We start from the raw sequence: 22,255 nt of genomic DNA, 5'->3' as shown, positions 1-22,255 counted from the left end.
TTTGCACCCCTTTCCTAGCGGAAACCACCATTTTTTAAAACCTCAAAGCATTTAAAAAAGCAGTGCAAAATGGAATGATTTTGCACTGCCTTCACTTTATTATGATCGTTTTTTCATACCCTTTAATAGCTGGGCTACGTTCGTGTCTTCTGCTTGTACAGGTTTCTCCTCAATTGGCTGCTCTTTTTTATTCGTTTTTGTTAGGAAACTCCAACCAAAACGTCTTATGGTAATATCCATAAAGAATAGAAGCATACTTGCTAAAAGAAGCCATGTAGCAATGTTTTGTCGATCCGCTCCTTTGGTTGTAAAGTCACGGAACACATCTTGTGGTTCTTTTAAAACGGCTCCCCCTGTTTGATTTGTTAACTCTTCAACCAGTTTTTCATTAACAGGGAGCAGTTCATACTCAGCACTATAAGGAACACTTAGGCCTGCCTGATAAATGGCCTGCTGCTCATCCGCTATACGGAAGAAAATCAATCCAGGTTCGGCCTGTACAACAGCTCGAATTTGGGAGGCTGAAATGGTTTCTAACTGAGTTTCTAACTCCTCCCCTGCTTCATTAACCGCTACAATGTCTAAAAATGCGGCTTCATTTGTAGGGTCTGTAATCATAAAGGAGCCATCAGCTTCTAATCTCACATCATAGGCAACATCATTATAGCTTGGCAACATTTGTGAAATAAGCGTCTGCCAAAATGTTCCCCAGTCCTGCCATCTTGCCCAATCTCCTGTCCATTTACCCGTTGAATCGGATGTAAAAGCAAATGTTTTACCGAGTCCATATTGCCATTGTGCTAACACAGGATCTTCCTTCTCACTTTCTGCAATTACGGTTGTCCCTTGCTTAGCTGTCGTTCCAATATAAGCATTCATTTGAGGGACGCCATTGGCAAATAGCGAATTCCATCCTGCGGCATTATAAATTGCTGGATAAAACGGATTATCCTCAATATAGGTACGAGAAATCATAGCTGTTTCACGAGATAAAATAGAAGGAATGGTTTGTTCATCAATGACATCATAGAACCGTCCACTACCCATATCACTAAGTGCTTCGAGTAAGTTAGCATCAGCATCTTGTCCAATCGCTACTGTTGATAAAGTGATACCATTTTCTTTTCCCTCAGCAATTAAATCCTCATAATTCCCAGACTGTGATTGCCCATCGGTTAAAAGAATAATATGTTTACGTTGAAGCTTTAAATCGGCGAGATTTTCATAGGCTTTAGCTAATGAACTATAGATTTCTGTCCCGCCTCCTGGTGTTACTGATAGAATGGTATCCACTGCCTCTTCTTTACTTTTAAGAGGTGCGGTTTCTATGATTTCCCAAGGACGATCATCGAAGGCGATAAAGCCTAATGTATCCTCATCTCGTAGCATTTCAACAGAACGTGCCGCTGCTTCCTTAGCTAGCTCCAGCTTTGAGCCATGCATACTGCCAGAACGATCCAGCACTATGACTAGCCCTAATGAAGGTAATTGCTCCTTGCCCTTAATTTCCATCTCCACAGGCAATAACGTTTCAATTGGCGTTTTAAAATAGCCTCCTAAACCAAAACTATTTTCTCCACCAACCATCGTGAAACCAACCCCAAAGTTTTTGACTGCTTGCTCAATCACACTCATTTTCGCCTCACCAACTAAATGACCAGGCACATTGTCAAAAATGATCGCATTATATTGTAAATAGCTGGACAGTTCATTTGGTAGGCTTTTAGGATCGACAACATCATAGGCAATGGATTGACTACCAAGTGCTGCCGCGATAGGTGAAGCTGTTTCATAGCCATTGACGATGAGTAAATGGGGTTCACTTTGTACCATTGTGACACTTGTTAATTTATTGTTTTCAAAAATAGCATCCTGCCCAACTTGAATAACTGCTTCGTATTTTACAAGTCCTTCAGCTGTTGCTGCGTGTTTATAGGTAAACACATTTGTACCTTCCGTCAGCTCAACTGCCTCGCGATGAATTAGTTCATCATTTTCATATAATAACAGCTCCCCTTGCCCTGCTGCTGTTGCATGAATTTCTGTTACTAATTGTTGCTGCTCTCCTACATAAGCAACCTGAGGAGAGACAAAGCTTTTGAGCGACACATCATGGACAACTGGTAGACTAAAAGGTACAACGTCCACACTAATATTGGCACCTTTCAATCTGGAGACAAATTCTAAAGCATCTCCTTTTGTCTCATTACCATCTGTTAATAATACAAGGCGAGTCGCTTTTTTAGGATCAACAATGCCTGTTGCAAGCTGTAGACTTTGTTCAATATTCGTTTGATCTGTTGCTTTGATTTCTGTAAGCTTCGGTACATCCTTTAATTCTTTAGACAAAATGGCTTCTGTTTGTAAAGTGGAAGAAAAAGAATAGATCCCTGCAAGTTGGGGTTCTTTTTTAGATTGTAGGCTCTCCTGTATAAACTGAACCATCTCATCTTCTGTACCATTCATAGACGCAGATCGGTCTAGTAAATACACGATCTGTTCTTCTTTTATCGGTAATAATAAATACGGCCCTGCAAGTGCCAAAACTAAACAGCATATCGCTACTATGCGAATAGCAAGCACAACAATATGACTCTTTTTTAGTCGCTGCCGTTCTCGAAAATAAGTCCATCCAAAATACAAGAACAATGGAAGTAATAGCAACAATACTAATGGCGTATCAATTCGTAAATCCACGACGTCGTTGCACCTCCCACTCTGCAACAAGCAAAATTAAAACTATTACAATTAACCAAGGTACGAAGGAGGCCATCGATACCTCTTCCTTCCCATTGTCTGAAATGTCGCCTAATGTATAGCTTGTTCCTTGTTCAATAACACGTTCCTGGGCTTGCAATTGCACAATAAATTGTTTTTCTTCATTATTTGAACGTACCATATAAATACCTGGTTGTTTTGGTGCAATTAACATGCCCTGTGTAATAGAAGAAAGAAACTCATCTTCTTGCGAATAAACACTCCAGTCTCCTTGCGCTAAGGCTACTGCACGCTGTTCATTCGGTGTGAAAATACCAAGTGAACCGACTGATTCTGTTAACTGTTGCTCAGTACTCCATAAAAATAGCGGGAATGATGGATGCAATGGCCAATCTGTATCAGCAATATCCGCTAAAACAACGATATCTCCTTTAGGAGAGCGTTGGATAAACGGCTCATCTCCTACAGAAGCAATGGTTTCATAATCCGAAAATCCAGGATAAATAGCACTAACATAAATATCCTTTAGTTCGCTAAAAGCAAATAATGCATCACTTTTAGCACTTACTGTACCACTTGCTTCCACTTTTTCGGCATCATCACGTCCAAATAATACTAGCGGTTTCTCCATCTTCTCCAATAAGGCTGTTTGGTTTGTGATGACAGTTGCATCCTGATTGTCAGCTACTTGTAAAGACGGAACGATTTTCACGCCGCTACTGACACTTTGAAAACCTTTTTGTATCAACTGATGCATACCCTGATCAACAACAATTTTTGAAGTAGTCGTTTGTAGTAAGACGGTTTGTTGATTGTCTACGGCATAATCATCGTTTGCATCAATAATAGCTGTCATCGATTTTGCTAAGGGTAAATCTTTGAAGGTTTTCGTAATGGCTTCATTTGGAGGCACAACGACACGTTCTGCTACCAGCTCTTCACCCTCTGCATTTTGTATCGCTAATGTCACCTTTTGTTCAGCAGTTGTATCATTATGGAGCTGTACAAGTGCCATCGTAACCTGACCATCTGTCGTTGCAGCAAAGCGTGTAATGGCGATATTTATTAAGTCTTTCGCAGCACCTCTAACTAGCCATTTCACTGAATCTTTATCCATTGGTAATTGCTTTTTATCAAGCGTATCTGTAAAAACATAGATAGAAGTCGGTGTATCACCCACAAATGCCTGTGCAACATCCAGTGCCTTCGTCATTTCAGCCGTTTCATAGGATACTTGTAAATCTTTAATCGCTTTTTCAATGTCATTCATATTTGTTTCTTGCTGCAAAACGGCTTTTGGAGCGGCACCTGTTGTAATCAATGTAACAGGTCGCCCATTCAACTCTTCCATCAATGTCAACATTTCTTGCTTATGTGTGTCAAAGGTTGATGAATCTTTTCCTGCTAGCATCGTGGCTGATGTATCAACAATAAATATCGTTTGCGCACCCACAATAGTTGATTTTTTCACATATGGATTCATCAGCGCCAATACAAGTAGCAGTAATGCTAGCAGCTGTAAATATAGTAAGGCATTTTTTTGTAAATGCTTTAAATAAGGTGATACACGGGTTTCCTGCATAATTTCAGACCAAAATAGAGTCGAAGAGACAGTTTGATCAGTATATTTTTTACGAAAGAAATAATAGAGTAGGACAATGACCGGGATGATGGCCGTCCAGCTAAATATAATTTGACTAAAGCCCAATACGGCTCACCTCACCTAATCCAATGTGCTTTTAATAATTGTTGAAAGACCGCATGTTGCAGTCCATCTTCCACTTTCAATTGTAATTTTCGAACGCCAAAGCGACGGCAAATGGCTTCAAATTCTTCTTCATGTAATAATCGTCTTGCATGATAGGTATCTAATACTTTAGTAGACATCGTCACATTGACATCATTGCCTGTTTCACGATCAAGAAGGCGGACATCCCCCAAATAATTTGGTGATAACTCTTCTTGCGTAACAATTTGCAAAATGCGAACATCCCCAGCATAGCGTGGTAGTCTTTTTAACAGCTGCTCCCATTCCTCAATTGGCTCTAACCCATCTGTAATAATGAAGAGTACGGTACTATCCTTAGGCATAGCTTTTAGTGCACCCTGTGCAAATCGATTGGCATAATTCGCTTCCTCTATATCTGTTACTACTTGTAAAAAAGCTCGACGATACATGGCTCCCTTTCGTCGAAACGGTGGTTTCACTTCATCTTGGACAAACGAAAAAGACAAACGATCATCACGACCGAGCACCATTAAGCCGAGGGAGGCCACAATTTGACGAGCAAATAGCCACTTAGCGCTCTCCCCCATTGATTTAGTAGTATCGAGTAAAATGTGTACACGCATCTCTTGCTCGTCTAAAAATCTCTTGATAAAGTATTTATCTGTTCGAGCAAAAACGTTCCAATCTACTTGGCGTACATCATCACCTAAATGGTATTCTCTAAAATCTGAGAAATCGAGAGAAGCCCCGAAGCGTTGTGAACGGTGCGAGCCCTTATGCTGCCCGCGTAGTTTGGAGGCCGTCGCTACTTGAAAGCGACTGATTTTTGCTAACCAGTCTTCGGGCAATAAGTATTTTGCTGTCACTTGCTAACACCTTGTTGAACTTTTTCTAAAATAACATCAATTACATCATCAGCTGTTTTCCCTGAAGCCTCCCCTTCATAATTCAACAGCATTCGGTGACGTAAAACGGGTTTTGCAACAGATTTTATATCAGCTACAGAAACATGGAAACGTCCGTTCATAAGTGCTCTAGCCTTTGCTAGTTTTATTAAGCTTTGCAAACCACGTGGACCACTGCCATACATAGCATATTGTTTAACTTCATCCAGAGCATCTGGTCTTTCAGGATGCGTAGCCACCACTAGATCTGTGGCAAATTCCAGCATCTCATCGGCAACCATTACTTCTTTCACCATTTGCTGAGCTTCCATAAGACCCTCAGTATTCATCATCTTCTGTAAACCAATTTCCTGCGCACCTGTCGTTCGCTTCATAATTTCCATAAGTTCACTTTTTTCAGGATACGGTACAAGAATTTTACAAAGGAAACGGTCCATTTGTGCTTCAGGTAATGGATAGGTTCCTTCCATTTCAATAGGATTTTGAGTCGCTAACACGAAAAATGGTTTCGCCATTTTTTTCGTATCTCCCAAAATCGTCACCGTTTTTTCTCCCATTGCTTCCAACAAGGCACTTTGTGTTTTCGGTGTTGCCCGGTTAATTTCGTCGGCTAACACCATTTGACTAAAGATTGGCCCAGGTTGAAATGTAAATTGTTGCTTGCCATCAGGCGTCCGTTCAATCATACTTGTCCCTGTTATATCAGCAGGCATAAGATCGGGTGTAAATTGAATACGCGAAAACGACAAATCTAGTACTTCAGAAATTGTACGGATTAACATTGTTTTCCCTAATCCTGGTAAACCTTCTAATAAGGCATGACCATCTGCTAGAACTGCATACAACGTATAATCAATTGCTTCTTCCTGTCCAACAATGAAGCGATGAATTTCTTCTTTTACTTGGTGTAATTTCGCGCTCATCTCTACATACTGTTGCTCTGTAAATGCCATTTCTTTTCCTCCTACTGCGACTCAATTGACGTGAAATAAGATTGCACGACATTTTGTAAATCCTTTGGTAATTGTAAACGCTCTGAGCTTTCTAAATAACTGTCTTTATAGGAGCCAATTACTTCTTCATATGGTCGAATGGAGCCCTTTGTTATTGGCCCATTTCCCTGTTGCTCAGATACGTGAGAACCATCTCCTAACGCTCCACCATCTACTGATGTCTCACTTGATCCGCCAACTCGATTAGGTGTCGTTAATAAATTTCGACCGCCTTGGCCACTTCCTGCTCCTTGCCCTTGTCCTTGCCCCTGTCCTTGTCCCTGTCCTTGTCCCTGTCCCTGTCCCTGTCCTTGCCCTTGTCCCTGTCCTTGCCCTTGCCCCTGTCCTTGTTGTTTGGAACCACTTTGAGCATTATTTTGACCAGACTGACTTGCTTGGCTTTGCTGATTGCTAGGTTGGGCATTGCCAGAAGACTGTTGATTGTTTTGTTTGTTACTGCTTGCATTTTGATTGGCACTAGCAATAGCATTTTGTAAGGAATTACTTGCTGGCTTACCAAGCTTGCTCATAGCCGTTTGAGTAGCATTTGCATTTTCTGTTAGCTCTTGCTGCATTTGAGCAAGCTCTTTTAGCTGCTCAACCTCTTCCTTCGATAAGCTTTGTTCTTCTTCTGCCCCATCTTGACTAGCCGTTTGTTTATCCTTTAATTGCTGTTCCTTTAGGGCTAGTTCCTTTTGCTTTTTCACAACTTCCCGTAAAGCCTCTTCTGCCGTTTCAGCCTCTTTTAAAGTATTTTGAAGCTCTTGCAATTGCTCCTTAACTTCTTTTGTTTGTGCTTTTTTCTCTAGTTCAGCAACTTCCTTTTTCATATCTTCGATAACAGCTTGCTCTTTTTCAACCTCGATTGCTTCTATTTGCGTCGCTGCTGGAAACATATAAAGAATGGCTAGTACAACTGTTGTGACGAATAATCCGATAAATGCCTTTGGACGAAACAGATGTTTCTTTCGAGCCTTAAAGTCAGCAAAAGCTTTTTCAACATTTTGTATGGCTTTAGATAATAAAGATTGGACAAGAGGGTCCTGATCATCTTTAAACGATAATGCTGTCACTAACTCATTATGAGAAAAATAATGATCCAGAGTATGCAAAGCCTCTCTTTCGTTGACACGTTTCCACCATATGTAAACAGTAGTTGCAGCCATAACAGTAATGAATGCACCTAATGCTATTTGACGATAATATGGCCAAACAAATAGTCGGGAAATTAAAACGAGAGAAGCACTCGAAAGCAATGCCAAAAACAAACCGTACTGTGCAATGGGAATACTTCTTTCAAGAGTTAAGCTCGACTTTGCACGCTGAATATATTTTCGTAACTGCTTACGACGCTCCATACCAATTCCTCCTCATCGGTTACTTTTCATGTTGGCACGTAATTTTTTAATTGCAATCGTTAAACAAAGTACAATAATCAATACATAAGCAATTAAATACATAATCCATACAGGTAGTTCTATACCAGAAAGCTCAGCTAACGCATCACCCATCTCTGGTGAAATAAGCGTCAACATCAAGGCACCTGGATTGATAGACGCCCAAAAATAAGTCATAAAGGAGGTACTTGTACCAATGGCATTACCCATTTGATGAAAGGCCATTGTTAAAAAGAAGAAGAATGCTGTAATACCACCTAAAAAAATAATCGATCCATATGTTGCAATCATGGCCACAATGGTTCTCTTTGTAATTGTTGAAAACATCACACCAATACTACCTATTGCTACTACAGTAACTAAATAAAATAAAAATATAGAAATAAGCTGTGAAGGTGATACACCACCGAATAGAAATACTAAGCTATATAGTGGTAATCCTGCTACCAGCATCAATACTAGAAATGCTACAGAGGATAATAATTTTCCAATAACAATTTGTGTAGAACTTTGTGTTGTTGTTAGTAAAATATTTAAAGTTTGCTTCTCACGTTCACTACTGATGGCACCTGCAGTTAAACTTGGAGTAATGAAAAGAACTAATGCCATTTGTAAAATGGTTAGCACAGCAAACATCATAAAGCTTGTTTCTGGTCTAAAGAAGCCCCTGCCAGTAAATTCAGTCGTAAGCAATAAAAATCCTGCAATGAAAATACACAGTACTGCTAAGTAAAACATTAACCCTGAGAAGCTTTTAAAAGAACGGAAGCGCAACTTCAATTCTTTTACGAGTACCGGATTATAGAATCTTTCCATCATTGATTGTCCGCTCCCTTCGTGATTGCCATAAAGACATCCTCTAAATCTTTCTCTTCCTCACTTAATGCATAAATCGGTAAATCGGCAAGCATTGCCTTTTTTAATAATGACACTTGCTCTGCGTCTGTTCCACGGTAATTAAAGGCTATTTCTAAGCGATTGTCGATGACATCAATAGAAGAAATATGGGGATCTTCCTCTAAAAATGCACGTACTGCATCGAGTCGATCTGTCACTTTCATCACAATACGCTTTTCTCCCTGTAGTTGTGCTTGAATCGCAGCTACATTGCCATGTGCAATTAGCTTGCCATTATCAATGACGCCGATTTCATCACACATCTCAGCAAGCTCTGGCAAAATATGCGAGGAAATTAAAATGGTTTTCCCCATGGATTTTAAATTCCGTAAAATGTCTCGCATTTCCACACGAGCTCGTGGATCTAAACCTGATGCAGGCTCATCCAAAATCAATACCTTGGGATCGTGGATAAGGGCACGGGCTAAACATAAGCGTTGCTTCATCCCCCGTGATAATAAATCCACATATTCATAGCGTTTGTTTGTTAAATTCACTAGCTCTAATAGTTGTGGAATTAACACTTGACGCTCTGCTAGCTGAATACCGTAGCTCGCACCATAAAAATCTAAATATTCATCTACTTTTAGCTGGTCATAGACACCAAAGAAATCAGGCATATAGCCAATTTGCTTGCGCACTTCCTTCGGTTCCTTCACAACACTTTTGCCATTGATCAAGGCATCACCAGAAGTTGGCGACAATAGTGTGGCTAAAATAGAGAATGTTGTAGATTTCCCTGCCCCGTTAGCACCAACAAATCCAAATACAACGCCTTCTTCTAAGGACAAGTTTAAATGATCTAATGCTGTAAAGGAGCCATATCGTTTCGTTAAGTCACGAATTTCTATCATTATTTTGCCACTCCTTTCAGCTCTATATCTGGTAATTTCGTTTGTTCTCCAGATGGATCAGGACCATATTTTATTTCCATTCGCAGTTCTCCATCTTGATTAAAGTACTTTGAAATTTTATCCGTAAACACTTGCTTTGTATCTACCAGTGGTTCATATACGTTAGTTTCATTATTCCAGATCGCTATCTGCATACGTGCAACATCCTTATTGGAAACTGTGAGCTCATTAAGTGATTGAACAGCATCCATAAATTGATCTGGCATTGCCATTGTGACTTCGTATAAACCATCAGATAGGTACCAATTGTTCAATTCATCAATTTTTTCATAGTGTCCACTTGCTGAAAGTGGTACTAATGTATAAGTGAAGTTATTACGCTTCATTGTAAATGGACCTGATAGCTCCACTTTTCCTTTAAACGGTTGAACAAGCGTAGTAATCGGTGACATATTAGCACTTGTTTCTAGTTCAACTCCTACAAGGGCTTGATCTGTCCAAGCTGTGAGTATTGGCTGGTTATCATTTTCTACAAGCGGTAATGCTAATGATTTCATTCTTTCAATACGCATTGGGTCTACCTCATCCTTCTTCGATGGGTAACTATAATTATAATTATTGAATATCGATGGTTTTTGAAGAACCGTTGTTTTCAGTTCCTTATTAACCTGTAACGTTCCATTCGCTTCAATATCCCCTAGCTTCACTTCTTTCACACCAGAAATTAATGTGACATCTTTTAATGTGAATGGGAAATTATTTTTAACCGTTCCTGTTAGCTTTTCATTTTTCAATGTTATATCAATATCCATCTTGCCCATATTTTGAGCTGACGTTTTTCCACCAAAGGATTGCACAGACCAGTAGCTTAAGTCGCGTAATGTTAACGTCGAACCGTTAGCATTTTCTTTTATATAAGAAGATTCATGCAAAGCTCCCATCGTCCCTGTGAAATTATTGTAATTTCTCAAAGCAATGGCAGTCGTATTTTGATCAGCATTGACCACAAAATCCCCACTACGATTTGTTAGAATCGACTCTACATAATAACCATTTACACTACTATCTTCGTTTACTTTATAGAATGCAGATTGTTGAACTTGTGGCTGAACAATACGATCCTTGGCTCCAACAATAAAGAGAACAATTGAAAGGACAATTGAAATCGATGGAATGATCCACCATGCATGCTCACGCTTGTCCATTTTTTTAAGAACAACGTAAAGCAGTGGCCCGATAATTAAAATATAAAGAATAATGACAATTAGCATATAGCTTACTGATACTTCAAAGGATGGAAATAATTCATTAATGTTACGAAGCTCATAAGAAATTTGGTCGAGTGATGATTGCCCCTGTCTCATCATCCCTTGCTGCGAAATGTTCTGAATATCAATCATTTTAGCTATAAGGGCAGCATAGCCGTCCATTGATGCAAGCGGTTGATCACCTAAAGAGAAAGCTGTTTGAATAATTTCTCCACTACCAATTTTTTTCTTTGCTGCTAACACTGTATTATTTTCTGTTAGTACTGGTAAACTTCCTTCACTACTAGTAGACGAGTAAACCGAAATAGGCTGTGTAAAAATGCCTCCACCCGATAATTTAGTTAATGCCTCTGCAGAAATAGAAGTCATCTCTTGTGATAATGATAATGGTAAATACTCTTTCAAAATACCTGCAGTGGCATCAATTTGGTCAGCAGCCCCTAAGAGTAATGTACCGCCATCTTGTACCCATTTTAGTAAGGACTCTTGTTGTTTTTGTGTTAAATCGGCTATCGCCACTTCATCCACTACAATGACATTGGCCATAGCAAGTCCCTGTGAATCTTCTGGGAATGTATAATCTTTTAATTGATTAATATTAAATACTTCGACACTGCTTTGAACAACAAATGTTGATAAACGTAAAAAGGCCGATAGTCGATCACTTTTATCTGTTAATGTATAAATAAACGTTGCTGAAGGATCTAAAAAATTAGATTGTAGGCGTTTAGTTCCTTTATAGGCAACCTTTTTTCCTTTCTCAATGCTTCCCTCATAAAAGGCAAATAAATCTGCGTCCGAATAACTATAGTCAGCTAACCCATCCTGATAGAAAGTAAATGTCTTTTCTTCTCCTGCTGCTATATCGATTGGAACGACGATTGCTGATGCAGCCTCATAAGAATTGGCAGAATTAATGGCCATATCTCCAGAAAAATCTGCACCATTATTTTTTACTGTTACTTGTAGTGGCACCACTGATTGATATTTAGCTTTACCTGAAATACCCGCTGTTGCTTTGACCTCTAATGTAGCAGCAGCACTTGCCTGTGTAGAAGGCAATAAAAAGCTAATTACAAGCATGACTAATAAGGTCAGTGCCGTCATTTTTGTCTTTTTCAAAAGCTCAACTCCTTTTTATGTAAATAGATGGTTACATAATTATACGATTTAAATTGCATTTTGTTCCATTTCTTATGATATCTTCATGAATATTCATAAACTCTTAAGAAATAAGCGATTTAATAATGAATACAAAAAGGCAATTCCGACATGACTTGGAATTGCCTTTTTGGCTATTTTGTATAATCAAACAAACAACGTGCATGATCCTGCACTACTTCAACAAAAGCCTCTACCTGTCTCAATTCAAAGGAGGATTCATAGCCAATTAACCAAGTATCTCGCGTAAGCCCAAATTCCTTTTCATCATTGGACAGCGGGATTTTATGAATGGCATCGTGGTCATTTAAAGTAATGGAAGGTAAAATAGCATAGCCGATGCCATTTAAGGCCATTTGCTTACAAATCTCAATTTGATCCACTAAAATTTGTTTTCTAGGATTTGATGCAAAATGCTGTTGCCACCATTGTTGAATTTCTTGATAGTAGTTAGAATCACTTTTATATTGTATAAATGGACGGTCTGTCTTCAACACATCTTCAATGGTCTTAACTTCTTTGTCCACTAAATAAAGAGTATCTCTGAAAAGGTGAATCTTTTCTCCCTTCCAGTCAACTTGGCCACGTACAATGCCTACATGTGCCTCGCCCTCATAGAGTGCCTTGACAATTTCAGAGCTCCAGCCCGTCATCAGTGATATTTTAGCTTCAGGATATTTTGACACAAAATCCTTTAAAATTTTAGGTAGCCAGTTTTGACCAACAATGGATGCACAGGCAATTTTTAATGTCCCGTTGACCTTTGTTGTTAAGGATTGAATGGTTTCAAAAATCTCTTCTTTTTTAGCTAGCATTTCCTTCGCATACGCAATCACCTGTTCTCCAGCGGGAGTTGCAGTTAGCCCCTTTTGTGAGCGAATAAATAACTGTGCACCCCAGTCCTTTTCAATCGTTTGTAATCGTTGAGAAAGGGCCGGTTGGGATAAGAATAGACGCTCTGCTGCTTTCCGCATATTGCGTTCTTCAGCTAAAATTTTTAATACTTCTGCCTCTGTTGCCATCAATCTTTAAACCTCCACTACAAGCAAAGAGGGCCTCATGATTTTCATCTGAGTTCCCTCTTAAGCTACTACTCTTTTTGATAAATATATTTTTTCAATTGCTTCAAAATAACACGTCTTGTTAAGATCCCTGCAAATGTACCGTCTTCGTCTACTACACATAAAAAGGCGTGGTTAATGACTAAATCTAAAGCTCGCTGGAACGTATCCGTCAACTTCAATACGGCAATTTCTTTGTCCATTATAGAGTCAACTTTAATATCAGGTAGCTTTTCGTATTCAATATGCTCAAGACCAAGAATCGATTCGGTAATCATTTTCATGCTAAGTAAACCTTGAAGTCGATATTTCAAATCTAATACAGGTATGGACGAGTACCCTGTACGCGTTAGTACAAGGAGTGCATGTTCTGCACTATTTCCACTTTGTACATGCGCAACTTTTTCAGAGGAAATAATAAATTCACTAATTGGCATTGCTAATAAGTCTTTGCTGTTAGTTGAAATCATGAACTTCTTCTCCTTTTCTGTTCTCGCTGTGGAGAACAGTCCTTCTCTTTCATCATATCATAACTTTTCTATGTATGACCATGACCAGGTCGGGAAGAGTTTTCATGAACAATGAATTATTTTGGTCTATCCTACAAAAGCTAAGTATATCTTCATTCAGTCAAGTTTCTACTTAACTGAATGAAGATGGTTTCTATCTAATAACCAGCCTTACTCCAGTAATAAAAAATCATAATCCCTAAAAAAAGCAAAAAAATCGCATAGACCCAAACAATTGGGTTCAACATCGTGGCATACTCTTCGACTGTTTCTGAAATCGGTGTATCATTTTCAGATTTCCGTTCAGAGGTCATTTTTGCAATTTTCAGCGTAGACACAAACGAAATTGCAGAAATGATCACAATGGCAATAATAGCTGGAATTAACCACATACCCATAGGTATCACTCCTTTCTTTACCCTTAGTATGCGTCAACCCAGCTCACTGTTATGCAAATATTTTTAGAATGGATATTGATTGAGCCATTGCCCACCATCCAGTGTTACACATTCTCCATTCATATAGCTTGCCTTGTTAGACATCATAAACGTAGCTAAATCAGCAATTTCTTCTGGTGTTCCTATACGACCTAATGGAACTGAATCTAGCGTACGAGCTGCTGCTGCTTCGGATTCCCAAAGCTTATCTGCCCCACCTGTTCGTTCAATTGGGCCAGGTGCAATCGCATTAACACGAATACCATACTGTTTTCCCCACTCGACAGCCAACGTTCTCGTCAGTGATAATACACCAGCTTTTGCTGCAGCTGAGTGAACAACACCAGCTCCAGCATTCCAAGCATAAGTAGCCACCATATTTAAAATAGATCCTTTTATATTATTTTTAATCCAATAATTCCCAATTACTGAAGAACAGAAAAATGTACCATTTAACACAATATCCACAACAGCCTTCCACCCATTCGGAGATAGATCCTCAGCTCGTACAATAAAATTACCTGCCGCATTATTTACTAGCCCATCCACCTGACCGAATTTATCAATAGCAAATGCGAGCATGGCCTCTGCATGCTCAGGTACACGCACATCCATTTGAAACGTCTCAATAGAGGGACCCGCCTCAGCAATAAATTTTTTAGCCTCTGCTAATCGTTCTTCGTCACGCCCTGTTATGACAACATTAGCACCTTCAGTGACGAATTGCTTTGCCATATAAAGCCCCATACCACTTGATCCACCCGTAATAATAATCGTTTTCCCCTGTAACATTCCATTTCCCCCTTAGTAAAAAATGAATGATGATTCATTAGAATTTTACTATATTTTCTCGAATATGTCATATTAATTCTATAGATTACTAGAATATTTTCTGTTTTTTCAAAAAAAGAGAGCTATTCAGCAGTTTGAATAACTCTCACAATCATTAAAACTCATACGTATAGGCAATTTTATATAGTTCCATTAATTCTTCTTTTGTGGGTATCTTCGGATTATTGCTAGGACTGCCACTTGCAAGAGCATCCTCAGCCATTTTAGGGATAGCATTGTAAAAAGCTTGTTCTTCTATTCCCCAATGTTTTAAATTGCCAATCTTCATATGCCTACACATTACCTTAATGGACGTAATGGCTAATTGTGCTAGCTCCTCTTGTGAATACGACTCTTTTGTTTTATTAAAAAACTGTCCTAAATCCGCTAGACGATCTATACAAGCTTCTTTTGAATAGTCCAATACAGCTGGTAAAAGCATCGCATTGGAGATGCCATGTGGAACATGGAAGAGTGCACCGATTGGACGCGACATTCCATGAACTAAGGCAACAGAAGCATTTGAAAATGACAGCCCTGCCTGCATGGAGCCTAATGACATCGCTTCCCTCGCATCCACATCATCTCCTTGCTCATAAACTTTAAGTATATTATTGACGATTAATTCCATGGCAGATAATGCAAGAACATTCGAATATGGATGCGCTAAGCGTGATAAATAGCTTTCAATAGCATGACTTAAAGCATCAATTCCCGTTGCTGCTGTAATCGCAGGCGGTGATGTTATAGTTAAAACAGGATCGACTATTGCAACAGTTGGCATAAAAGCTGGCTGTTTAATCATCATTTTTACAGCCGTTTTTGTATTCGTAATAACAGTTGCATCTGTGGCCTCAGAGCCTGTCCCCGCTGTGGTTGGTATGGCTATATGCGGTATTGGTGCATGCGCTGCAACTTTGGCCATTTTCATATAATCTCCTATGTAGCCACCATTTGTAGCTACTACCGCAATCGCTTTTGCCGTATCAATACAGCTTCCTCCACCAACAGATATAATGACATCACAGTGGTGTTTCTGCAGCAGCTGTAGTCCCTCGGCTACATACGTATCATCCGGCTCAGTTGTCACTCCTAAGTATGAAACAACCTCTATCCCTTGGATTTTTAACAAGGTATGACACTGCTTAACAAAACCTAAGCGATCCATGATTGGATCACTAACGATTAATGCCTTAGAGCCTAATGCTTTGGCATAGTCCCCTACTTCCTTAAAAGAATCACGCCCATATACAATGGTTCCTGGTGAATGAACGGTAAAGATTGTTTTCGTTTGAATCATATTTCACCCTCCTAAGCTATTGAGCCGTATAACCACCATCTAAAAGAATCGCCTGACCAGTTATCCCCTTTGCTATATCGCTTGCTAAATATAAAGCTAGCCCTGTAATTTCAGAGACATCCAACAGCCGTTTTTGCGGTACAAGTGGATAAAGCACCTGTTCTAGTACTTCCTCTATTTGAATACCTCGAGTCTTCGCTAAATCGCTAAATTGATTGTGCACTAATTCTGTATCCACATAACCTGGACAAATGGCATTAACTGTAATCCCATCATTTGCTACTTCCAGGGCTGCCACTTTTGTTAACCCAATAACACCGTGCTTTGCTGCGTTGTAACCAGCCTTACCGGCAAACCCGATAACCCCATTGATGGAGGCCATATTGATAATGCGACCAAATTGATTGTTCTTCATATGTGGTAATGCATATTTCATCGCCACAAATGGTGCAACGACCATGACCTTTTGCATAGCCTCAAAAATCTCCGTTTTAAAGTCTTCAATCAATGAGACATGTTGAAATCCTGCATTATTAATTAAAATGTCTATTGTTGAAAATTTTTCAATCGTAAATGCAATAGCCTCTCGTATAGCTTGTTCTTCTGTCACATCACATGTATATATCGTTAAAGAAGGGTTTTGAGCAACCGCTTCCTTTAAAAGCTGTTCATTTTTATCCGTAATTACTACATTTGCTCCTTCCCTAGCAAATGCTTGGGCGATGGCAAGACCAATGCCACGAGCAGCCCCTGTAATGAAAACTGTTTTTCCTTGCATACACCATTCCCTCTCCTTTTTTAAGAAAAAGAGCTGTAAGAATCTACAGCTCTTTGTTTGTATTAGTCGTTATTACTTGGGAATGCAAATGTAGATGCTGTAGAGGCATTACCTGCCATCCAACGCTCTGAAATTGTCTTAGTTTTTGTAAAGAATCGTGCCTGATCTGGACCAAACATATGCCCTTCACCAAAACGAGAGCCTTTAAAACCAGCAAAATTATGGTAGCCAACTGGAATTGGAATTGGTACATTGACACCTACCATGCCAACATCTATTTCAGTCGTAAATTGACGAGCTGCTAACCCGTCATTCGTAAAGATTGTGACACCATTGCCTAGCTCATGTTTATTAATAAGTGAAATAGCCTCCTCCAGTGAATCTACACGTACAACATTACGAGCAGGTCCAAATACCTCTTGCTCATAAATTTCCATCCCTGGCTTTACATGATCTAATAATGTAGGTCCTACATAGAAGCCTTTAGATTCTTTGACAATATCAAGTTCACGGCCATCACAAATCACCGATGCTCCCTCAGTTTCTCCCCGCTCAATTGCAGCAAGAATCGCCTCTTTTGATTGTTGAGAAATGACAGGGCCAAAATCTGCATCAGGGTCTGTATATGGACCTACCTTCAGATTAGTGATTTTCTTTTTAAGAATCGCCACTAGACGGTCTGCTGTCTCTTTCCCTACAGGCATAATCGTAGATATTGCCATACAACGCTGAGAGGCTGCACCATATGCTGCACCAATAAAGGCATTTGCTACCTGTTCAAGGTCTGCATCTGGCATCACAACCATATTGTTTTTACCACCACCAAGGGCAGTGACACGTTTTCCATACTTTGAGCCTGTTTCATAAATATACTTCGCCACCGGTGTTGAGCCAACAAATGAAATGGCTTGCACAGTTGGGTTTTCCAAAAGTTCATTAACGGCATCCTTATCACCATTTATCACTGTCCAAATACCATCGGGCAACCCAGCTTTTTTCCACAGCTCACTAACAAACAATGCAGTCATTGGCACACGTTCTGATGCTTTTAACACAACAGCATTCCCTACAGCAATAGCCATACTTGTTTGTGCTAAAGGCACCATAATTGGGAAGTTAAATGGCGAGATGGCCGCCACTACTCCTAATGGATATTTTGCAGAATAGGCATTAATTTGCCCGCCAACATTAACAGAGTATTCCCCTTTCATTAAGTGTGGGGCACCGATAGCTAAGTCAACAGATTCAAGTCCTCGGGTGATTTCTCCTTTAGCATCTTCAAGCGTCTTTCCGCTTTCTGTACAAATAATTTGCAGTAGCTCCTCCATATTTTCTGTAATAAGGTTTCGAAACCTTAAGACAATTTCTGCTCGCTTTGCCACAGATGTGTCACGCCATTTAGGAAATGCCGCTTGTGCTTGCTCAATTGCCTCCCGTGTTTCTGCTATTGTGGCAAGTGGTACTTTTGCAATGACATCACCTGTTGTAGGATTGAATACTGAACCATAACGGCCGCTTTTTCCTTCCACTAAATGTCCGCCAATAAAATGTGTTAATGTTTGAATTTCTTGTGCTGTTGTCATTTTTCTTTTCCTCCTCTTAAAATTGTTCTATTTTAGCAGTTTCTTTTAAACTTAAATAAGCAGCAGACATATCGTTTTCACCATAGCCTTGCTGAGCAATTTCACTATACAAATCCACCAACTTTTCCCCGATTCGCAGCGATACGCCTGCTTCGTCAGCCATTTCCTTCGCTAGCTTTAAATCCTTTAATAGTAGATTTGTCGAAAAGCCTGGCTCATAATTATCGTTTTTCATATATTCCACATAATTGCGTTCATAAATACGGCTTTGACCATAGCTATTACTTAACACTTCATACAGCACATCAGCATGAATGCCCATCTTTTCACCAAGTACGATTGTTTCAGCGACGGCCTCTGTATAAAATCCAATCATTAAATTATTTAATAATTTAATACGTGTACCTACACTTGACGAAATTCCTAGATGGTAACTATTTTTACCGACTATTCCGAATATTTTTGCAGCACTTTCATAATCTTCCTTGTCGCCACCAACCATAATTGTTAGAGTAGCATTTACTGCTCCAATTACTCCCCCACTTACAGGTGCTCCTAAATATCGTAACCCTAAGGCTTTTGCTTCTTTATATAATGAATCGTTCAATTCGGGATTAACTGTACTAAAATCAATGAGTAAGCATCCCTTTTTCGCATGATGAATGATTCCTTGTTCTGATTGATACACCATTTCTACTACCTGAGGAGTCGGTAAGCTGGTCATCACCACATCACATTGCTGTGCAACTTCCTTTGCTGTTTCCACACCAATGCCACCCGCTGCTCTAAATTGCTCCATGGCCTTTGCATTTGTATCAAAGCCATACACTTGATAATTTGCCTTTAATAAATTGATAGACATCGGTAACCCCATATTGCCTAAGCCAATAAAACCTAATTTCTCCTTCATTTAAACTTCCCCCAATCTTTGAAAATTCAGCAGACAAGCTGCATGATACACTAGCCAACGCCTATTTTTTGTCGTAACATTAATAACGAGATACTTTTGTTGACCATAGTCAGTGACTGCGGTCAATTAAATCATAATCAAAATAATTCCATCTCGTCAATTAAAAAAAATATATTTTCAGAATATTTTTACAAAAAATATTTTACAATACTTTACTTTGGAGGTAATAAGCTACGATGGAATCATTAACGAGCAGACAGAAAAAGGCATTAGAAACACGGGAAAAATTATTAAAAACCTCGTTAGATTTATTTAACAAGTATGGTTTTGAACATGTCTCTGTTGAACAAATTACAAAAGCCTGCTATGTTTCGAAAGGGACCTTTTATACACATTTCCCATCCAAATATGATGTTATATTAGAAAAATTTATGGAGCTGGATCAATTTTATAGCACTGTAGAAAAAAATATTGATCCTTCATTATCAGCAAGTGAAAAAATTTTATTTGTCTATCAACAACAAATGAACTATTTAACGAAAGTTGTAGGAAAAGATTTATTGCGCACAGTGTATACAGCTGCCATGACAAACCAAGTAGAACAAGATCACTACTTAATCAATCCACAACGTAAAATCTTTCAAATTATGAATACATATATTGAGGAAGGAATTCGACAGGGGGAATTCAGACAAGATGTATCTGCTCCTAACATACAAGCAATTATTCGGCGCTGTATGCGTGCCAATGTTTATGATTGGTTAATTCATAGTGAGGATTTCGATTTGGCTTCCGAAATGGCCCAATTCACAACTATTGTCTTGGATGGTCTTAAAAGCCATAAATAAAAAAGTAGCACTTCACCCATTTTAGGCGATGAAAGTGCTACTCGTTGATTAGCTAACAAAATATTGTTGAACAATTGTTTCCACTGGTAATGGTTTATTATATAAATAGCCCTGTCCTTTTTGACAGCGATGACGTTTAAGAAAATCAACTTGTGAAGCCTCTTCAATTCCTTCAGCAATGACCTCTAATCCTAAATTATGAGACATCGAAATAATTGCCTTAATAATGGCTTCGTTTTTGTCATCTTTTGCAATATCTGCAATAAATGACTGATCGATTTTAATGATATCAATTGGATAGCGCTTAAGATAGCTTAATGAGGAATAGCCTGTCCCAAAATCATCCACTGACACATACACGCCTAATTGCTTCAACTCGGTCAAAATCGAGTAAGTTTCATGAACGTTTGTCATAGAACTTTCGGTTATCTCCACCTCTAATAATTCGGGTGGTACACTATATTTCTTCAAAGCCGCTTTAATTTTTCGAGCGAAATTTTCTTTTCTAAACTGCTTAGGTGAAATATTAACGGCTATCCGTACAGGACGATAGCCTTTCGATTGCCATTCTCTTTGGTAACGACAAACCTCATCAATAATCCAATCACCTATTTCGATTATTAAGCCTGAAGCCTCAGCAATCGGAATAAACTGTGCAGGTGACACAAAACCAAATTTACGATTATTCCACCGCAGTAATGCTTCAAAGCTATTGATGCTATTGTTTGCTAAATCCATTTGTGGCTGTAGATGGAGACTCAGCTCATTAAATTCAATGGCACGACGTAAATGTGCCTCCATTAATGCTTCATTTGGAAAGACAGCTGTCATATCTTCACGATAGTAACGGTAATGTGATCGGCCATGCTCTTTAGCAGAAAATAAAGCCTTATCAGCTTTCCGTACAAGTGTCTCTAAATCTCTTCCATCTGCTGGACTAAGCGAAATGCCAATCGACACGCTAATAAAATATTCCTGTCCATCTATCATAAACGGCTGTTTTAGAACATCCAAGATTGCATTCGCGGTATGCTCAATTTTTTGGATGGTTACATCTTTTAGCACAAAGATAAACTCATCACTGTTATAGCGATAAAGGGAGCATTTTGAGTAACAAAGCTCACGAAGCCTATGACTAAACATACGCATAAGCTCGTCACCCTTGCTCTCGCCAAGAGATTCATTAAATTTTTTAAAGCGATCAATATCAACCAAAATTAGAGCAGCTTGCTTGTGTTCTTGCTTTTTATCATTTAAATGGTGCAGCCAGTGTTCTTTAAAAGCCTTTCGGTTCCAAATACCTGTTAATTCGTCCATCAGCGCTAGGTAATAAAATGCCTCATGATCATTCATAAATGAATTGGCTTCTTTGACAAATAAATGTACCCCTATTACCTCACCATTATAATAAGTTGGATGTGTTCTTAAATAAAAAGGCTCTTTACTTAGCAATTGGCCCTTTAATAAACACCTAGGCATGCCAAAAGCTGAACCTTCAATGGTTTTGGCAAATAATAATTTAAATTCATTGCTATATCTACTTTCTAATAATGAAAAAATATCTAGTCCTATTAGGCTGTGCTGCTCTCTAGATAAGACAGAGGTAGCAGCAACGTTCTGATGGATAATACGACCTTGTATATCTGTCGTTAACACTGGGCTCACATGTTGCTCCACAAATTGTAAATATGGCGCTATTTCACTTTGTGTTGCACGAAGGATCATAGCAACCATAGAATTAGCTAAGTGCTGTACATGAATCACAAATGTTTTTTTTTGAAGATCAGTACCTAATGTTAGGACATGTTGTTGATTGACATCTTGATTTAGCAGTTCCGACAATTGCAGCCAGCATGGCTCTGAAAAAAAATGCTCCGCGTTCTTGGCTGAGCTATCTTGTAACTCAAGCAATAAAGATAGCTTATCATTAAATTCAACAACCTCAAACACGGCCGTATCCACTTTTTTCAAACAGACAACTGCATCAAATGGATTCAGTTGGATGAGCTGCTGATAATCTGCAAATGGCGCTACACTCTCTCTATATTTTTTCATTCTATCCCTCACTAAGTAGCGT

General features: G+C 39.0%; 18 protein-coding genes. 1 reads left to right on the top strand and 17 read right to left on the bottom strand.

Going from position 1 to position 22,255, the window contains the following annotated elements; translation table 11 throughout:
- Positions 1-99: 99 nt before the first annotated feature.
- The 16 genes from NST76_RS03895 to NST76_RS03820 all read right to left on the bottom strand — a co-directional run bounded on the left by NST76_RS03895 (position 100) and on the right by NST76_RS03820 (position 19,330).
- On the bottom strand, positions 100-2,697 hold the full coding sequence (locus NST76_RS03895) for a VWA domain-containing protein (RefSeq protein ID WP_342535360.1): 2,598 nt from the start codon (positions 2,695-2,697) through the stop codon (positions 100-102).
- A complete protein-coding gene (locus NST76_RS03890; RefSeq protein ID WP_340809988.1) occupies positions 2,681-4,426 on the bottom strand; it encodes a BatA and WFA domain-containing protein in 1,746 nt (581 codons plus the stop codon). The genes NST76_RS03895 and NST76_RS03890 overlap by 17 nt, the downstream gene beginning before the upstream one ends.
- Positions 4,427-4,437: 11 nt before the next feature.
- Positions 4,438-5,313, bottom strand: coding sequence for a DUF58 domain-containing protein (locus NST76_RS03885; RefSeq protein ID WP_342535359.1), 876 nt, complete (start codon positions 5,311-5,313; stop codon positions 4,438-4,440).
- A complete protein-coding gene (locus NST76_RS03880) occupies positions 5,310-6,305 on the bottom strand; it encodes a MoxR family ATPase (RefSeq protein WP_036125553.1) in 996 nt (331 codons plus the stop codon). Before NST76_RS03880 ends, NST76_RS03885 begins: the two co-directional genes overlap by 4 nt.
- An 11-nt stretch (positions 6,306-6,316) precedes the next feature.
- Positions 6,317-7,702 (bottom strand): hypothetical protein, encoded by a 1,386-nt coding sequence (locus NST76_RS03875; protein WP_342544652.1) that lies wholly within the window; start codon positions 7,700-7,702, stop codon positions 6,317-6,319.
- 12 nt (positions 7,703-7,714) lie between these two features.
- Positions 7,715-8,560, bottom strand: coding sequence for an ABC transporter permease (locus tag NST76_RS03870; protein WP_036125707.1), 846 nt, complete (start codon positions 8,558-8,560; stop codon positions 7,715-7,717).
- Positions 8,557-9,492 carry an ABC transporter ATP-binding protein gene (locus tag NST76_RS03865; RefSeq protein ID WP_036125709.1) on the bottom strand — a complete coding sequence of 312 codons (936 nt, stop codon included), beginning with the start codon at positions 9,490-9,492 and terminating at the stop codon, positions 8,557-8,559. The genes NST76_RS03870 and NST76_RS03865 overlap by 4 nt, the downstream gene beginning before the upstream one ends.
- Complete coding sequence (locus NST76_RS03860; RefSeq protein ID WP_036125712.1) at positions 9,492-11,882, bottom strand: hypothetical protein; 2,391 nt, start codon at positions 11,880-11,882, stop codon at positions 9,492-9,494. Before NST76_RS03860 ends, NST76_RS03865 begins: the two co-directional genes overlap by 1 nt.
- Before the next feature lie 173 nt (positions 11,883-12,055).
- The gene (locus tag NST76_RS03855) at positions 12,056-12,943 is read right to left on the bottom strand and encodes a LysR family transcriptional regulator (RefSeq protein WP_036125714.1); all 888 of its coding nucleotides are present in this window, start codon (positions 12,941-12,943) and stop codon (positions 12,056-12,058) included.
- A 68-nt stretch (positions 12,944-13,011) separates the two neighbouring features.
- Positions 13,012-13,452, bottom strand: coding sequence for a cyclic-di-AMP-binding protein CbpB (gene cbpB / locus NST76_RS03850; protein WP_036125716.1), 441 nt, complete (start codon positions 13,450-13,452; stop codon positions 13,012-13,014).
- 197 nt (positions 13,453-13,649) lie between these two features.
- A complete protein-coding gene (locus NST76_RS03845; RefSeq protein ID WP_036125717.1) occupies positions 13,650-13,889 on the bottom strand; it encodes a hypothetical protein in 240 nt (79 codons plus the stop codon).
- A gap of 63 nt (positions 13,890-13,952) precedes the next feature.
- Positions 13,953-14,720: a 2,4-dienoyl-CoA reductase gene (fadH, locus tag NST76_RS03840; protein WP_058843419.1), complete on the bottom strand. Its 768-nt coding sequence runs from the start codon at positions 14,718-14,720 to the stop codon at positions 13,953-13,955.
- A 154-nt stretch (positions 14,721-14,874) separates the two neighbouring features.
- Positions 14,875-16,059, bottom strand: coding sequence for an iron-containing alcohol dehydrogenase (locus tag NST76_RS03835; RefSeq protein WP_342544651.1), 1,185 nt, complete (start codon positions 16,057-16,059; stop codon positions 14,875-14,877).
- Between the two features lie 16 nt (positions 16,060-16,075).
- Positions 16,076-16,837: a 3-hydroxybutyrate dehydrogenase gene (locus NST76_RS03830; RefSeq protein ID WP_342544650.1), complete on the bottom strand. Its 762-nt coding sequence runs from the start codon at positions 16,835-16,837 to the stop codon at positions 16,076-16,078.
- Positions 16,838-16,899: 62 nt separating this feature from the next.
- Positions 16,900-18,420 carry a CoA-acylating methylmalonate-semialdehyde dehydrogenase gene (locus NST76_RS03825; protein ID WP_340812609.1) on the bottom strand — a complete coding sequence of 507 codons (1,521 nt, stop codon included), beginning with the start codon at positions 18,418-18,420 and terminating at the stop codon, positions 16,900-16,902.
- Between the two features lie 16 nt (positions 18,421-18,436).
- Positions 18,437-19,330: an NAD(P)-dependent oxidoreductase gene (locus NST76_RS03820; RefSeq protein WP_058843416.1), complete on the bottom strand. Its 894-nt coding sequence runs from the start codon at positions 19,328-19,330 to the stop codon at positions 18,437-18,439.
- A 236-nt stretch (positions 19,331-19,566) separates the two neighbouring features.
- On the opposite strand from NST76_RS03820, the gene NST76_RS03815 reads away from it, so the two are divergent.
- Positions 19,567-20,178 (top strand): TetR/AcrR family transcriptional regulator, encoded by a 612-nt coding sequence (locus NST76_RS03815; RefSeq protein WP_342544648.1) that lies wholly within the window; start codon positions 19,567-19,569, stop codon positions 20,176-20,178.
- A gap of 48 nt (positions 20,179-20,226) precedes the next feature.
- Here NST76_RS03815 and NST76_RS03810 read toward each other — a convergent pair whose 3' ends face one another.
- Complete coding sequence (locus tag NST76_RS03810; protein ID WP_342544647.1) at positions 20,227-22,233, bottom strand: bifunctional diguanylate cyclase/phosphodiesterase; 2,007 nt, start codon at positions 22,231-22,233, stop codon at positions 20,227-20,229.
- Between the last annotated feature and the right edge of the window lie 22 nt (positions 22,234-22,255).

It is taken from the genome of Lysinibacillus sp. FSL W7-1291 (assembly GCF_038593415.1).
Classification (GTDB): Bacteria; Bacillota; Bacilli; order Bacillales_A; family Planococcaceae; genus Lysinibacillus; species Lysinibacillus fusiformis_D.
Note: the sequence above shows the minus strand (reverse complement) of the source record. Positions and strands in the feature narration are given on the sequence as shown.